General features: G+C 68.9%; 15 protein-coding genes. 6 read left to right on the top strand and 9 right to left on the bottom strand.

Annotated elements, in window-relative coordinates:
- Positions 1 to 40: 40 nt before the first annotated feature.
- On the top strand, positions 41 to 940 hold the full coding sequence (locus WHX56_RS29095) for a LysR family transcriptional regulator (protein ID WP_287756307.1): 900 nt from the start codon (positions 41 to 43) through the stop codon (positions 938 to 940).
- Here the strand turns inward: WHX56_RS29095 and WHX56_RS29090 are convergent.
- The 3 genes from WHX56_RS29090 to WHX56_RS29080 are packed head-to-tail and all read right to left on the bottom strand — an operon-like array spanning position 928 to position 3,184.
- On the bottom strand, positions 928 to 1,971 hold the full coding sequence (locus tag WHX56_RS29090) for a histone deacetylase family protein (protein ID WP_338879683.1): 1,044 nt from the start codon (positions 1,969 to 1,971) through the stop codon (positions 928 to 930). The two genes, WHX56_RS29095 and WHX56_RS29090, sit on opposite strands and share 13 nt — an antisense overlap.
- A 43-nt stretch (positions 1,972 to 2,014) precedes the next feature.
- Positions 2,015 to 2,596, bottom strand: a complete 582-nt coding sequence (locus WHX56_RS29085) for a YdcF family protein (protein WP_338879682.1) — start codon at positions 2,594 to 2,596, stop codon at positions 2,015 to 2,017.
- A 12-nt stretch (positions 2,597 to 2,608) separates the two neighbouring features.
- Positions 2,609 to 3,184: a hypothetical protein gene (locus tag WHX56_RS29080; RefSeq protein WP_338879681.1), complete on the bottom strand. Its 576-nt coding sequence runs from the start codon at positions 3,182 to 3,184 to the stop codon at positions 2,609 to 2,611.
- 143 nt (positions 3,185 to 3,327) lie between these two features.
- Here WHX56_RS29080 and WHX56_RS29075 point away from each other — a divergent pair, with 143 nt between their 5' ends.
- On the top strand, positions 3,328 to 3,729 hold the full coding sequence (locus WHX56_RS29075; RefSeq protein WP_287753946.1) for a hypothetical protein: 402 nt from the start codon (positions 3,328 to 3,330) through the stop codon (positions 3,727 to 3,729).
- A gap of 6 nt (positions 3,730 to 3,735) precedes the next feature.
- On the opposite strand, the gene WHX56_RS29070 is transcribed toward WHX56_RS29075, so the two are convergent.
- From WHX56_RS29070 to WHX56_RS29060, 3 genes are all read right to left on the bottom strand, one after another.
- Positions 3,736 to 4,356: a hypothetical protein gene (locus tag WHX56_RS29070; RefSeq protein WP_338879680.1), complete on the bottom strand. Its 621-nt coding sequence runs from the start codon at positions 4,354 to 4,356 to the stop codon at positions 3,736 to 3,738.
- Positions 4,357 to 4,404: 48 nt separating this feature from the next.
- Positions 4,405 to 4,800, bottom strand: coding sequence for a hypothetical protein (locus tag WHX56_RS29065; RefSeq protein ID WP_338879679.1), 396 nt, complete (start codon positions 4,798 to 4,800; stop codon positions 4,405 to 4,407).
- Positions 4,801 to 4,883: 83 nt separating this feature from the next.
- The gene (locus tag WHX56_RS29060; protein ID WP_129243079.1) at positions 4,884 to 5,777 is read right to left on the bottom strand and encodes a LysR family transcriptional regulator; all 894 of its coding nucleotides are present in this window, start codon (positions 5,775 to 5,777) and stop codon (positions 4,884 to 4,886) included.
- Positions 5,778 to 5,883: 106 nt separating this feature from the next.
- On the opposite strand from WHX56_RS29060, the gene WHX56_RS29055 reads away from it, so the two are divergent.
- Both WHX56_RS29055 and tam read left to right on the top strand, forming a co-directional pair.
- Positions 5,884 to 6,882, top strand: coding sequence for a TerC family protein (locus tag WHX56_RS29055; RefSeq protein ID WP_338879678.1), 999 nt, complete (start codon positions 5,884 to 5,886; stop codon positions 6,880 to 6,882).
- Between the two features lie 109 nt (positions 6,883 to 6,991).
- Positions 6,992 to 7,765, top strand: coding sequence for a trans-aconitate 2-methyltransferase (gene tam, locus WHX56_RS29050; RefSeq protein WP_338879677.1), 774 nt, complete (start codon positions 6,992 to 6,994; stop codon positions 7,763 to 7,765).
- Positions 7,766 to 7,952: 187 nt separating this feature from the next.
- On the opposite strand, the gene WHX56_RS29045 is transcribed toward tam, so the two are convergent.
- Positions 7,953 to 8,750, bottom strand: a complete 798-nt coding sequence (locus tag WHX56_RS29045) for an AraC family transcriptional regulator (RefSeq protein WP_287753951.1) — start codon at positions 8,748 to 8,750, stop codon at positions 7,953 to 7,955.
- 121 nt (positions 8,751 to 8,871) lie between these two features.
- Between WHX56_RS29045 and WHX56_RS29040 the strand changes: the two genes are divergently transcribed.
- Positions 8,872 to 10,089 carry an MFS transporter gene (locus tag WHX56_RS29040; RefSeq protein WP_338879676.1) on the top strand — a complete coding sequence of 406 codons (1,218 nt, stop codon included), beginning with the start codon at positions 8,872 to 8,874 and terminating at the stop codon, positions 10,087 to 10,089.
- Positions 10,090 to 10,129: 40 nt separating this feature from the next.
- Here WHX56_RS29040 and WHX56_RS29035 read toward each other — a convergent pair whose 3' ends face one another.
- Positions 10,130 to 10,459 carry a protealysin inhibitor emfourin gene (locus WHX56_RS29035; RefSeq protein ID WP_287753953.1) on the bottom strand — a complete coding sequence of 110 codons (330 nt, stop codon included), beginning with the start codon at positions 10,457 to 10,459 and terminating at the stop codon, positions 10,130 to 10,132.
- Positions 10,456 to 11,517, bottom strand: coding sequence for a M4 family metallopeptidase (locus tag WHX56_RS29030; protein ID WP_338879675.1), 1,062 nt, complete (start codon positions 11,515 to 11,517; stop codon positions 10,456 to 10,458). The genes WHX56_RS29035 and WHX56_RS29030 overlap by 4 nt, the downstream gene beginning before the upstream one ends.
- 332 nt (positions 11,518 to 11,849) lie before the next feature.
- Between WHX56_RS29030 and WHX56_RS29025 the strand changes: the two genes are divergently transcribed.
- Entirely contained in the window at positions 11,850 to 12,737 is an 888-nt protein-coding gene (locus tag WHX56_RS29025) for a prohibitin family protein (protein ID WP_129243091.1), read from the top strand.
- The last annotated feature ends 49 nt before the right edge of the window (positions 12,738 to 12,786 follow it).

Raw genomic sequence — 12,786 nt, 5'->3', positions numbered from 1 at the left:
CGCCGCGCGCATGGCCGATGCGCAATACGCAAGGAGCTTCATGGATACCCGATGGCTGCAGGACTTCATCACGCTTTCGGAGGTACGCAATTTCACGCGCGCCGCGGAGGCGCGCAATTTGTCGCAGGCTGCGTTCAGCCGCCGCATCCAGAGCCTGGAGAACTGGGTGGGCGCGCGCCTGATCGACCGCTCGGCGTTCCCCACCCAGCTCACGGAGGCGGGCGAGCGTTTCCGCGATGCGGCGATAGAGCTGGTCAACCAGCTTGCCGAGGCGCGCGCCGGCATCGCGGGCGTGCCGGCCCAGAACCAGTTGCGGCTGGCGACTTCCTATGCGCTGGCGACCACGCACCTGCCGAAGTGGTGGCGCGCATGGACCGAGGGCAAGCTGCTCAGTTGCAGCCTGCAGACGGGCAATGTGCACGACACCGTATCGGCCTTCACCTCGGGCGCGGCGGATTTCCTGATCTGCTTCCACCAGGTCGCCCAGCCCCTGCCGCTGGACCTGGCCCGCTACGACTGCCTGACGCTGGGGACGGAGCTGATACGGCCGTACGCGGCGCGCGCCCTGATCGAGCGGACGGGGCTGGACCTGCCCGGCACGGCGGCCAGGCCGGTGCCGCTGCTGATGTATTCGGCCAATGTGTATTTCGCCCGCCTGATCGACGCCGCGATAGAAGCGGCGGCGGAGCCGCTGCACGGCGTGCGGGTGTTCGAAGCCGAGATGTCGGACGTGCTGGGCGACATGGCCGCGCAGGAACTGGGCGTCGCCTGGCTGGCGGACAGCGCGCTGCAGCGCCTGGCGGCGGCGGACCTGGCGCCCCTGCCCAACCGTGGCTGGGACATCGAGGTGTCGATCCTGGCCTTCAAGGACCGGGCCGACCCGCGCGCCTCGGTGGAGGCGCTGTGGGAGCGGATGAAGGCGGCCGCTCAGCCGGCGTAGCCTTCCAGCACGTTCGCCACGTTGATGCCCACGTCGGCCACGGCGTAGCCGCCTTCCATGGTGAACACGGCCGGCAGGCCCAGGCCGGCCAGCAGGCGGCCGACCCGCAGGTAATCGGCGCTCTTGAGCTTGAACCGGGAGATGGGGTCGCCTTCGTAGGTGTCCACGCCCAATGCGATCACGACCGCGTCGGCCTTGAAGGCGCGGACGGCGGCCAGGCCCTGTTCCAGCGCCCGCGTCCAGTCCTCGAAGCCGGTGCCGGCGGGCAGCGGCAGGTTCAGGTTGCGGTCCGCCCCTGCGTCCTGGCCGCGCTCGTCGGCGTAGCCCAGGTAGAACGGATACTCGGTGGTGGGATCGCCATGCACCGATACCGTCAGCACGTCGCCGCGCTCGTAGAAGATGCTCTGCGTGCCGTTGCCGTGGTGATAGTCGACGTCCACCACGGCGACGCGGGCGGCGCCGGCCTCGCGCAGGGCCTGGGCGGCCAGCGCGGCATTGTTCAGGAAACAGTAGCCGCCGAAAAAGTCGGGGCCGGCGTGATGGCCGGGCGGACGCGTCAGCGCCATGGCGGCTCGCGGGCCGCCCGGGGCGGAGACCGCAAGCGCGGCGTCGATGGCGCAGGCGGCGCCGGCGAGCGCGGCTTCCCAGGTGCCGGCGGTCAGCGGGCAGCCGCTATCGAACGAGAACAGCCCGACGCGCGCCGCGAAATTGGTGGGTTCGATGTCGTGGCGAAAGCCGCGCACCGGCCAGATCGAAGGCAGCACGTCCAGCTCGGCGTTGGCCGGATCCAGCGCGATCCATTCCTGCCAGGCGCCGGCGAGGAAGTCGACGTAGCGCGGCGTGTGCACGCGCTTGAGCAAGGCCATGTCGGCCGCGGCCGGGGCGCGGAGTTCCCCGATGCCGCGCTGGCGCAGCGCCTCCAGCACGTATTCCAGGCGCGCCGGCGTTTCGTGGCAGGGCACCAGCTTGCCGCGGAACATTTCCTGCCGGCCGGCATGTTTCTCGTGGACGGGGTTGTGGAAAATCAGCACGGCGGACGGTCCTTGGGGATGGCGGTTGGGGGCGAGAGCGCAACTATAGCGGCCGGAATGCGTACCAGGCCATGGCGGGCAGTTCGCGGAAGATCGAATAGAGGTCGCGCCCTTCGAAAAAGGACGGGTAGCCCCCGCTGACGTCCACGATGCCGTGGCGCCTCAGCGCCAGCACGGTGCGCGGAACGTGGAAGTACTGCGTGACGCCCATGGCGCTGGTATAGCCGTGCGCCCGCATGTAGGCGGCCGCGTGCCGCGCAGTGGCCCAGGTGTCCACGCCCGCGCTGTCGGTCGCGATGCGCTCGGCGGGCACGCCGCGCGCCAGCAGATAGTCGCGCATCGCGGCCGCTTCGTCGGCGCCTTGCGGGTCCACGCCGCCGCTGACGAACAGGACGCGGCATTGCCCGGCCGCATAGCAGGCATGGGCGCGGTCCAGCCGGGCCGCGAGCCGGGGCGAGGGCCGCCCGTCGGCTTGCACGGTATTGCCCAGCACGACGGCCACGTCGGCGCTGCGCGCGCCGGCAAGCAGGCCGGCGGCCAGCGCGGCGGCCGCCAGCAGCACCGCCGCGGCCAGGACGGCGGCGCATCGCGCCAGGCGGTGTCGGATTCGTTGCGGGCGGGGCATGGAGAGGGGGCGCTAGCGGCGCTTCGGCCGGATCCGGCACGTGGCGGCGGCCGGGGCCGGAAGCGGCAGCCGCTTCAGCGATTCGCCGCTCCGCCTGGACCAGGAGGTCGCCTGCGCCGTGCCGTCCGGGCACACCGCGTATTCCTCGAAACCGTAGTCGGCCGCGGCATAGCGGCATGCCACCGCGAACGCGGGCCGGGTATCGTCGAAGACCGGATTGACGAAGCCATGGCAGGGGCTGGAAGCGCTGTCGGGGTGCGGCAGTTCGCGGAAAGCCCGGTCTTGCGGACGGTACAGGAAAATGCGCGTCAGGACCTGGCCGCCGCCGCCGCTCTGGCCGATGGCGAAATCCCGGTAGCCGTCTCGGTCGACGTCCACGGCCTGGAACTGGTCGACTTCTTCATCGCCGCCGAGGCGGGCCACTTCGTGTTCCGGGCCGTCGCCCACGCGCACGCGCAGGCGCTGATCCGGCAGGCCGGAGACGGTCACCACCGCGGGCAGGCCCGGAGCGACGGCGTACGGATACTCGCGCGCGCAGGCGTTCTGGCCGAGCGCGGCCAGAACGGCCCCGAACAATATTCCCTTCACGTGGATGTCCTTACGCTGGAATGGGTGACGGGGATTATGCCGCAGCGGGCCGCGGGTTTACGAGAGTCGCGCGCCAGCGGGCGGCGGAGCGATCGTGGGTAGAATCCCAGGATAGGCAAGACCGTCCGGAACGCGCCCGCGCCATGAATTTTCCGTTTCCCATCCGCCAAGAATGCCCGCCGGGCGCCTGTGTGTGCGACCGCGACCGGCTGCTGGCCGATCCCGTGGCGGACGTCCGCGTCCTGCGGCTGACCAAGGAAGAAGAGAAGCGCCTGGTCGCCCGGCTGGAGAACCTGGCCAGCCTGGAGGACCTGCGGGCCATGCAGGGACGCATCCAGGCGCAGTTGGGCATCGTGGTCAGGATCACGCCCAGCGAAAACGAGGTGCGCACCTCGCGCGGCATTTCGATCCAGCTCGACGACCAGCCGGGGCTGTGCCGCAAGACGCGCGCCGCCATTCCCGCCGCCATCCGCCGCAGTTTCGACAGCCGGCCAGAAATCGTCTATGCGCTGCTGAACGAGCGCGACCTGCTCCACGGCGCCTGAGCGCGTTCAGGAACGCTTGCCGCCCGCCGGCGCGCGGCAGGGCGCCAGCGGCACGACGTCGGCGGGCGCGCGGCCGGCTTCCGGCCGCGTGGCGTCCCGCTTCTTGCCCGGGCGGGCGGGATAGATCAGCAACACCGCGCTGCCGGCTTCCAGCTTGGGCCCGAGCTTCGAGCCATAGACCACCGTCCAGCCGCGCACGGCCAGCGGCGCCAGCGTGTAGGGCACGGCCGAACCGGGCGAGACGTGCGCCACCTTGCCGGCGTACAGGTCTTCCTGGCGGGTCTCCACGCCCTGGACGGAAACATAGGTCGCGATGCTGACCAGCGCGACGGAATCCCCATGGCGGCCGAGCACGGCGGTCTTGTACTTGCCGGCTGGGATGTCGGCGAGTTCCACGCTGAGATTCCCGGCGGCCTGGCCGCCGGCGTCCAGGCGCACGCCGGCGATGTCGGCGCGGGCCAGCGGCCCCGTCCCCGTGTTGCGCACGCGGACGCTGTATTCCCCGGAGGTGCCCGTCACCGTGCAGACCTCTACGCCGTAGGCGGGCGAGGCCTGGGCGTTCGCCATGGCGGCGGCGCACAAGGCCGCCAGGAGGAAGGGCAGGGGACGGGGACGGACAGCGGGCACGGCGGGCTCCTTGGAGGGCAGCGCGCCGGGCACGCGTTGCCTGCCCTATTACACCACTTGGCGGCCGGGCGCCGCCTGTTCCCGCTTGCCGGCCAGCCAGTGGAGAACCAGCGCCAGCACCAGCAGTCCGGTAATGATGAAGCCCCAGAAGATCCAGCCGACCACCGCGATCAAGGTGCCCAGGCTGCCGGCCATGGGCAGCACCTGGTTCAGGCCTTGCGCGGCCCACACCAGGCCGGATTGCAGCGATTGCAGCCAGGCGGGATCGACCCAGGCGGCCGCCCACGCGGGCGCGACCCATTGCGACGTGTCGAACGCGGCGCCCGGCACCTGCGCCGAGGCGACGGAGGCCAGGACCCAATCGGTCAATTGCAGCGTCAGCGCCACCAGCCCGGTCCAGAGCGCGGCAAGCACGGCGAAGGCGAGCCAGATGATTTTTTTCATTGAAGCGGTACTCCGATATTTCAAGGGAACGCCACGATAAAGCGGATTCTATTTCCGAAAAACCAGAGCGGGTGTGACAAACATTAAGAGAAAACCGAAGTTTTCGCATGCAGCAGCACGGCCTGCACCAGCGGATGATGCTGCCCGCGGCGGTTGCGGATCGCGTGTATTTCCTCGTGCACTTCATCGCAGCGGGCGAGGGGACGCAGGCCCCGCAGCAGGCCGATGTCGCCGCCGCCCAGCCGGCTCAGCGGAAACACGCCCAGCCCCCGGGCGGCGAACACCGACATGAGGGCGCTGTCTTCGAATTCCCCGACCACGTTGGGGTAGAGGCCCTGCTCGTTGAACCAGCGGTCCAGCGTCTGGCGCAGCACGGAATGGCCGGTGGGCAGCAGCACCGGCAGGCGTTCCAGGCAGCGCGGGAAATCGCGCGCGTCGGATTTGCGCACCCACTTGGCGGGGCCGTACCAGTCCACGGGGGACGACACCAGGCGGTCGCTGGTGAGCCGCAGGTTGGGGTTGGCGGGCGCGCCCTGGCCCGCCAGCACCAGATCCAGGTGGTGCTGGGCGAGTTCGCCCAGCAGTTCCTGGACCTCGCCCTCGTGGCAAGTCAGGCGCAGGTCGGGCGTGTGCAGCACCGGGCCCAGCAGGGTGTGCACGGCCAGTTTCGAAATGCCGTCGGACAGCCCCACGGCCAGGCGCATGACGGGCTTGGTGGCCGCCGCGCGGACTTCCTGGGGCAGCGCATGGCCGATCTGGAAGATCTCCTCGGCGCGGGCGAAGGCGGCTTCGCCGGCCTCGGTGAGCGCCACGCCGCGGCCGGCCGGCTTGAGCAACTGGTGGCCCAGGTTCTTCTCCAGTTCCCGGACCTGCGCGCTGATGGTCTGGATGGCCATGTCCAGCCGTTCGGCGGCGCGCGAAAAACCGCCTTCCTTGGCGACCATCCAGAAGTAATAGAGATGTCGGTAGTTCAGCATGGCTCGGCTCACTTCGGTTTTTTCGAACCTTAACTCAATTTCAGGCTGATTTTTACATCGGCGTCCGATCCGGATCATGAGGCCCTTCGAACAAGAGCGGAACATCATGGAAACCTTAATGACCTTTCTGGCCGCCGATTTCCTCGGCACCCCCGCCTGGAGCTGGCTGCTCTTCCTGGGCATCGTCGTGGCGCTGCTGGCCTTCGACCTGGGCGTCCTGCACAAGGAAGACCGCGAGATTGGCGTGCGCGAAAGCCTGCTGCTTTCCGCCGGCTACATCACCGCCGCGCTGCTGTTCGGCGCCTGGGTCTGGTGGCAGATGGGCGCCGCCAGCGGCATGGCCTACTACACCGGCTTCATGATCGAGAAGTCGCTGTCGATGGACAACGTCTTCGTCATCGCGCTGATCTTCAGCTTCTTCGCGATTCCGCGCCAATACCAGCACCGCGTGCTGTTCTGGGGCATCCTGGGCGTGATCGTGCTGCGCGCCATCATGATCGGCCTGGGCGCCGCGCTGGTCAGCAATTTCGGCTGGCTGCTGTATGTGTTCGGCGTTTTCCTCGTGTTCACCGGCATCAAGATGTGGATGATCGCGGACCAGACGCCCGACATCGCGTCCAACCCCATCCTGAAGTTCCTGAAGCGCCGCATGCGGGTCACGGACGGCCTGCGCGGCAATGCGTTCTGGGTGCGCGAAGAGGATCCCGCCACGTCCAAGACGGTGCGCTGGGCCACGCCGCTGCTGCTGGCGCTGGTGCTGATCGAATTCGTGGACCTGCTGTTCGCGGTGGATTCGGTGCCGGCGATTTTCGCCATCACCACGGATCCGTTCATCGTCTACACCAGCAACATCTTCGCCATCCTGGGCCTGCGCGCGCTGTATTTCGCGCTGGCGGCGATGATCCACCGCTTCCATTACCTGAAGTACGCGCTGGCCCTGGTGCTGGTGTTCATCGGCACCAAGATATTCCTGGTGGGCTTCATCGGCAAGGTGCCGGCCGCCGTGTCCCTCTCGGTGACGTTCGGCCTGATCGCCGGCGGCGTGGCGTTCTCGCTGTGGAAGACGCGTTCGGAACGCGCCAAGCCCGAACTGGCGGCCGAGTAAGGCCCGGGTCCGCCATATCCCGTGGATATGGCGGACTCTCCGGATTCGGATTTGTCGTATGGGTAGGGCAGGCGTAGAGTGCTGGCGAACCCCTACGCAAGGAACCGCCATGACCAGTTGGTCCGCCAAGCAGTATTCCGCTTTCGAGAACGAGCGCACCCGTCCGGTGCGGGACCTGGTTGCCGCCTTGCCGAACCAGGAAGTGAAACGCGCCGTGGACCTGGGCTGCGGCCCGGGCAATTCCACCGAGGTGTTGGCCGCGCGCTATCCGGACGCGGAACTGACCGGCTTGGACAATTCGGACGACATGATCCAGGCCGCCCGCAAGCGCCTGCCCGCGCTGCGCTTCGAGCTGGCCGACATCGCCGCCTGGAATCCGCCGCAATCCTACGACGTGATCCTGGCGAACGCTTCGCTGCAATGGGTGCCGGACCACGATACGCTGTATCCCCGCCTGGTCGGCAAGCTGGCGCCCGGAGGCAGCCTGGCGGTGCAGACGCCGGACAACCTCGAAGAGCCCGCCCACCGCCTGGCGCGCCAGGTGGCCGGCGAGGCCCCTTGGGCGGCCAGCATCGGCGGCTTCACGCATCCGCCGCGGCACAGCGCGGCCTGGTACTACGAACTGCTCAAGCCGCATTGCGGCCGGCTGGACGTGTGGCGCACGACCTACCACCATCCGCTGGCGGGGGCGGGGGCCGTGGTGGAGTGGTTCAAGGGCACGGCCTTGCGGCCGTACCTGGACCGGCTGGACGCCGAGGGGCAGGCGGGTTTCCTGGCCCGCTACCAGTCGTTGATCGAAGAGGCTTATCCGGCGCTGGCCGACGGGACGGTGTTGTTGCCGTTTCCGCGGTTGTTCATCGTGGCGGGGGCGCGGGAGGGGTAGTTGGGGGTGATTGGGTGTCAGACACCCGGGAAGGGTGGCCTCATTCGGTGGGTGTCTCGTGGGGTGTCTGACACCTGGCCTGCGTTGGCGGTGCTTGGGTGTCAGACACCCGGGAAGGGCGGCTTCATTTGGCGGGCATTTCGTGGGGTGTCTGACACCTGGTCCGACACCTGGCCTGATTCCTGGCCTAGAGCGCGCCGTCGGCCTTGTCCGCGAAGTAGCGGGTGGGGGTCTTGCCCAGCGTCTTGCGGAACATGGTGATGAAGGCGCTGACGGATTCGTAGCCCAGGTCTTCGGCCGTGCGCTGCACCGAGACGCCGGCCGACAGGCGCTGCAGGGCCTGGATGATGTGCATCTGCTGGCGCCAGCGGCCGAAGCTCATGCCGAGTTCCTGGTGCACCAGCCGCGCCAGCGTGCGTTCGCTCATCGCCACGCGCCTGCCCCATTGCGCCACCGTGCTGCGGTCGGCGGGGTCGGCGCGCAGCGCGTCGGCGATTTCGCGCAGCCGCGGGTGATCCGGGATCGGCAGGTGCAGGTGTTCGGTCGGCATGCGGGCCAGTTGGTCCACCAGCACCTCCGCCAGCTTCCGGTTGGCCGCGGTGGCCGCTTCCGCCGGCGACAGGTCCGCCAGGTGCGCGATGAGTTCCCGCAGCAGCGGCGTGATGGCCAGCGTGCAGCACTGCCTTGGCAGATCCGGGGTGCCGGGCGGCACGAACAGGAAACACACGCGCCCGTTCACCGTGACGCGGTTGCTGTGCGGCACGCCGCCGGGAATCCAGACGCCGCAGTGCGGCGGCACCATCCACAGCCCCTGCGGCACCGAGCAGGTCACGCCGCCATGCAGCGCCAGCACCAATTGGCTCATGCGGTGCCGGTGCGGGGGGGATTCGTGGTCGTTCTCGGCCGCATGCACGCGCATCGCACTGGTCCATTGCGAGTCGATGTCGAGGTCGAGGAAGGGGGCGGGGCCGTCCAGGGCGGGCATGGGCTGAGGGGTTGGCTGGTTTTGGGGATAGTTTGTCATTATCTCGAAATTCGGTAAAGGCGGTTTTGCTTAAGCTGGAGACCTGTCCACACTGACGGACCCGTCCAAGGGCTTCCTGCGCATGACCTCTCTTTCTGCTTCCTCCAAGCGCCCCGCCGGCAATCCCCTGCTGCTGATCGCGGGCATTCTCTGCATCGCCACCGCCCTGCGCGCGCCCATCACGGGCGTGCCGCCGCTGATCGGCATGCTCCGCGAGCAGCTCGGGCTGAACTCTACCGCGGCCGGCATGCTGATCACCCTGCCGCTGCTGGCCTTCGCGGTGGTGTCGCTGTTCGCGGCGGGCCTGGCGCGCCGCCACGGCCTGGAGCGCACCTTGTTCGCCGCTTTGCTGCTGATCGCCGGCGGGATCGGGGTGCGCACCCTGGGACCGGCCTGGAGCCTGTACCTGGGCACGGCGGTCATCGGGGCGGGCATCGCCATCGGCAACGTGCTGCTGCCCAGTCTGCTGAAACGCGATTTCCCGCAGCGCGTCGCGGGCCTGACCTCGGCCTATGTGCTGACCATGAGCCTGGCGGCCGGCCTGGCGTCGGCCATCGCCATTCCACTGGCGAACCTGTCCGATGCGACGTGGCGTTTCTCGACAGGCTGCCTGTTGCTGATTCCCGTCGTCGGCGTCCTGTTGTGGCTGCCGCAATTGGCCAATCACACCGCGCCCGCGGCGTCCACGGCGCATGCGCCGCACGGCGGCCGCTTGTGGCGTTCGCCGCTGGCCTGGCAGGTGACGCTGTACCTGGGCATCAACTCTTTCGTGTTCTACGTGGGCGTGAGCTGGCTGCCGGCCATCCTGCGCGAGGCGGGCTATACGGCGGAACGCGCCGGCACGCTGCATGGACTGCTGCAACTGATGTCCGCCGCCCCGGCCCTGTTCCTGGCGCCGGTGGTGCGGCGCATGAAGGACCAGCGCGCCGCCGCGTTCTGCTCGGCCGCGGCCTCGTTCGCCGCGATGCTGGGCCTGATCGCCGCGCCCGGCTGGGCCACGTTGTGGATCGTGCTGCTGGGCCTGGGCACGGGCGGCGGCATCATCCTGGGCCTCGCGTTCGTGGGACTGCGCGCCAGCCACGCGCAGCAGGCCGCGGCGCTGTCGGGCATGGCGCAATGCGTGGGCTATCTGTTCGCCGCGACCGGGCCCGCGCTGATGGGCGCGATGCATGATGCGCTGGGCGGCTGGGACGTCGCGCTGGGCGTATGCGCGGCGCTGTGCGTGGCGATGGCGATCGCCGGCCTGTATGCGGGCCGGGCCATCCAGATCGGGCAATTCCGGGTCCACGCGCCCGCGTAGGCGGCGCAGGCGCCGCGCCGGGAACGGCGCGCCCGCGCTTTCACTCCTGCCGGGGCGGCTCCTTCCACAGGCGCACCAGCGTGTCGGGCGCGTCGGTCTCCGGCACGTCGAAGCTGACGTCCGGCACCTCGGCGCCGCCGTACACCACCTCCACGCGGAAGTAGCGCCGGTCGCCGCCGGCGCACGCGTCGCGCGCGACGGCGACGGGCGCGGCGCGCTGCAGGGCGTCGCAGACTTCCCGGCGCACCTCGGGCGGGCAGGTGGCCAGGTCGATGCTGCGCGGCCGCGCCATCGCCGGCAGATAGGCCAGGCCGCCTTCGCGGGTCAGCCGCACCAGCAGGGCAAGGTCCAGGGAAGGCAGTTCGATCATGGCTGGACTCCCACGGTTTGCCAGGCCTTCGCGATGGCGTCCCGGGCCGCGGCGCCCTGGCGTTGCGCCGCTTCCAGCGTCAGCGCCGCGAACTGCGCGAAGTCCGCGTCGTGGCGCAGCCGGCCGCCGCACAGGGCGTCGTACCAGACGCGGCCGGCAACGGCCCACGCGGGGCCTTCCAGGGCGGTGGCCGCCAGGTGGAAGGCGCGATTGGGGATGCCGGAATTGATGTGCACGCCGCCATTGTCGCTGGGCGTGTCGACATAGTCGTCCATATGGGCGGGCTGCGGATCCTTGCCCAGCACGGGATCGTCATAGGCGCTGCCCGGCTCCGCCATGGAACGCAGCGCGCGGGCGCGCACCTTGGCGGTGAACAGTCCCGCGCCCACCAGCCAATCGGCCTGCCGGGCGTCCTGGCCCAGGGCGTACTGCTTGACCAGCGCGCCGAAGACGTCGCAGATGGATTCGTTCAGCGCGCCGGACTGCCCCTGGTAGAGCAGGGCGGCCTCGGCGTCGATGACGCCATGCGTGAGTTCGTGGCCGATGATGTCGGGCGCCACCGTGAAGCGGTTGAACACTTCGCCGTCGCCGTCGCCGAACACCATCTGGGCGCCGTTCCAGAAAGCGTTGTCGTAGTCTTCGCCGTAGTGCACGGTGCCGACCAGCGGCAGCCCATCGCCGTCGATGGAATGGCGCTGGTAGATATCCCAGAACAGCTTGTAGGTCGCGCCCAGGTGTTCATAGGCTTCGTCCACCGCGTCGTCGCCGCTGGCGGGGCGGCCTTCGGCGCGCACCAGCTTGCCGGGCAGCGTGGTCGTGTTGCCGGCGTCGTGAACGGCCCGCCGCGGCTTGCCGGCGGGTCCGGCGCGCTTGGCCGGGGCCGGCTTGGCGCGATGCGGCTGGACCGCCATTTCGCGCAAGCCGCGCTGCTGCTGGTCGATGATCAGCGTTTTCACCGCCGGCATGCTGACCCGGGCGTCGGCGTGCTGCGCCAGGCGGTCCAGCAGGTAGGGAGGAATCACACCGATCAGGGGCGCGGACTCGGAAGGACGTGGCATGCGCGGTCTCCGTCGTGGGCGCCGGACCAGGGCCGCGGCGCAAGGGTCTGGAACAACGGTAGCAGATGGTCCGGCCCGAGGGACGTAACAGGTTGCGGCCTGATGCTAGGAACTTTACCGCCGGGCCGCGCAACAATCGTCACAATTCGAAGGCGCAGGGAGTCGCGATAGAATCCCCTGCTTCTTTTCCGGGGGGAACGCTCGATGAGGTATTTCCTGATCTTGGTGGGAGCGGCCGTCGTCGCTTACTTGCTGGCGCGGGGCATTGCCGCCGTGCTCTCGGATCGTAAACGTTCAAAATCAGAAAGGGATTCCAAGTGAAGCCGACAGACATGCAGGTCGTCAAATCGATAGGCGCCGTCAAGCCGCGCAGCATCAAGGTCGCGGCCATTACGGCGGTGCTGTTCGTGCTGATCCTCTTCCTGGCCTTCGGCTCATGGTTCCAGGTGGACCAGGGCGAGCGCGGCGTGGTGCTGCGCAACGGCAAGCTGGTGCGCGTGTCCGAACCCGGCCTGGACTTCAAGACCCCCTTCATCGACAGCGTGATGATGGTGTCCGTGCGCGACCATACGTTCGTGTTCGAGAAGCTGGAGGCCTACAGCTATGACCAGCAGCCGGCGTCGCTGCGGGTGTCGGTGACCTACCGCGTGCCGCCCGAGCACGTGGCCGAGCTGTATTCCGAATACGGCACGATCAACAATCTGCAGATGCGGGTGCTGGAACGCAAGACGCCGGATTCGGTGAAGAACGTGTTCGGCCAGTACACCGCCGTGCGCGCCATCCAGGAACGCCAGAAGCTGGGCCTGGACGTGAACGAATCCGTGCGCAAGACGATGGAGGGCGCGCCGGTGCAGGTGGTGGGCGTGCAGATCGAAGAGGTCGGGTTTTCGCAGGCCTACGAGCATTCCATCGAGCAGCGCATGCTGGCCCAGGTGCAGATCGAGACCACCCGCCAGCAAAAGGAAACGGCGACGATCAACGCCGAAATCCAGGTGGTGAAGGCCAAGGCCGAGGCCGACGCCCGCCGCCAGCAGTTCACGGCGGAAGCCGACGGCATCCGCATGCGGGGCGAGGCCGAGGCCGCCGCGATCCGCGCCAAGGCCGAAGCGCTGGCCGCCAACACCAACCTGGTGAGCCTGAACGCGGTGGAAAAATGGGACGGCGTGCTGCCGGCGACGCAGGTCCCGGGCGCGGCCTTGCCCTTCATCGGCATCAAGTAGCCGCCGCGGCGGACGCCCTCCATCGCTTCGTCCGATTTTCGCCACATTC

The sequence above is a fragment of the Achromobacter veterisilvae genome (assembly GCF_037619525.1).
Lineage (GTDB): Bacteria > Pseudomonadota > Gammaproteobacteria > Burkholderiales > Burkholderiaceae_B > Achromobacter > Achromobacter veterisilvae.
The sequence above is the reverse complement of the archived record's forward strand: the minus strand, read 5'-3'. Positions and strand labels throughout refer to the sequence as shown.

Excerpts from the sequence above, each read along its gene's own strand:
- WHX56_RS29095 (WP_287756307.1), top strand. The coding sequence starts at position 41 with ATGGATACCCGATGGCTGCAGGACTTCATCACGCTTTCGGAGGTACGC.
- WHX56_RS29085 (WP_338879682.1), bottom strand. The coding sequence starts at position 2,596 with ATGCCCCGCCCGCAACGAATCCGACACCGCCTGGCGCGATGCGCCGCC.
- WHX56_RS29075 (WP_287753946.1), top strand. The coding sequence starts at position 3,328 with ATGAATTTTCCGTTTCCCATCCGCCAAGAATGCCCGCCGGGCGCCTGT.
- WHX56_RS29065 (WP_338879679.1), bottom strand. The coding sequence starts at position 4,800 with ATGAAAAAAATCATCTGGCTCGCCTTCGCCGTGCTTGCCGCGCTCTGG.
- WHX56_RS29060 (WP_129243079.1), bottom strand. The coding sequence starts at position 5,777 with ATGCTGAACTACCGACATCTCTATTACTTCTGGATGGTCGCCAAGGAA.
- WHX56_RS29055 (WP_338879678.1), top strand. The coding sequence starts at position 5,884 with ATGGAAACCTTAATGACCTTTCTGGCCGCCGATTTCCTCGGCACCCCC.
- tam (WP_338879677.1), top strand. The coding sequence starts at position 6,992 with ATGACCAGTTGGTCCGCCAAGCAGTATTCCGCTTTCGAGAACGAGCGC.
- WHX56_RS29045 (WP_287753951.1), bottom strand. The coding sequence starts at position 8,750 with ATGCCCGCCCTGGACGGCCCCGCCCCCTTCCTCGACCTCGACATCGAC.
- WHX56_RS29040 (WP_338879676.1), top strand. The coding sequence starts at position 8,872 with ATGACCTCTCTTTCTGCTTCCTCCAAGCGCCCCGCCGGCAATCCCCTG.
- WHX56_RS29035 (WP_287753953.1), bottom strand. The coding sequence starts at position 10,459 with ATGATCGAACTGCCTTCCCTGGACCTTGCCCTGCTGGTGCGGCTGACC.
- WHX56_RS29030 (WP_338879675.1), bottom strand. The coding sequence starts at position 11,517 with ATGCCACGTCCTTCCGAGTCCGCGCCCCTGATCGGTGTGATTCCTCCC.
- WHX56_RS29025 (WP_129243091.1), top strand. The coding sequence starts at position 11,850 with ATGCAGGTCGTCAAATCGATAGGCGCCGTCAAGCCGCGCAGCATCAAG.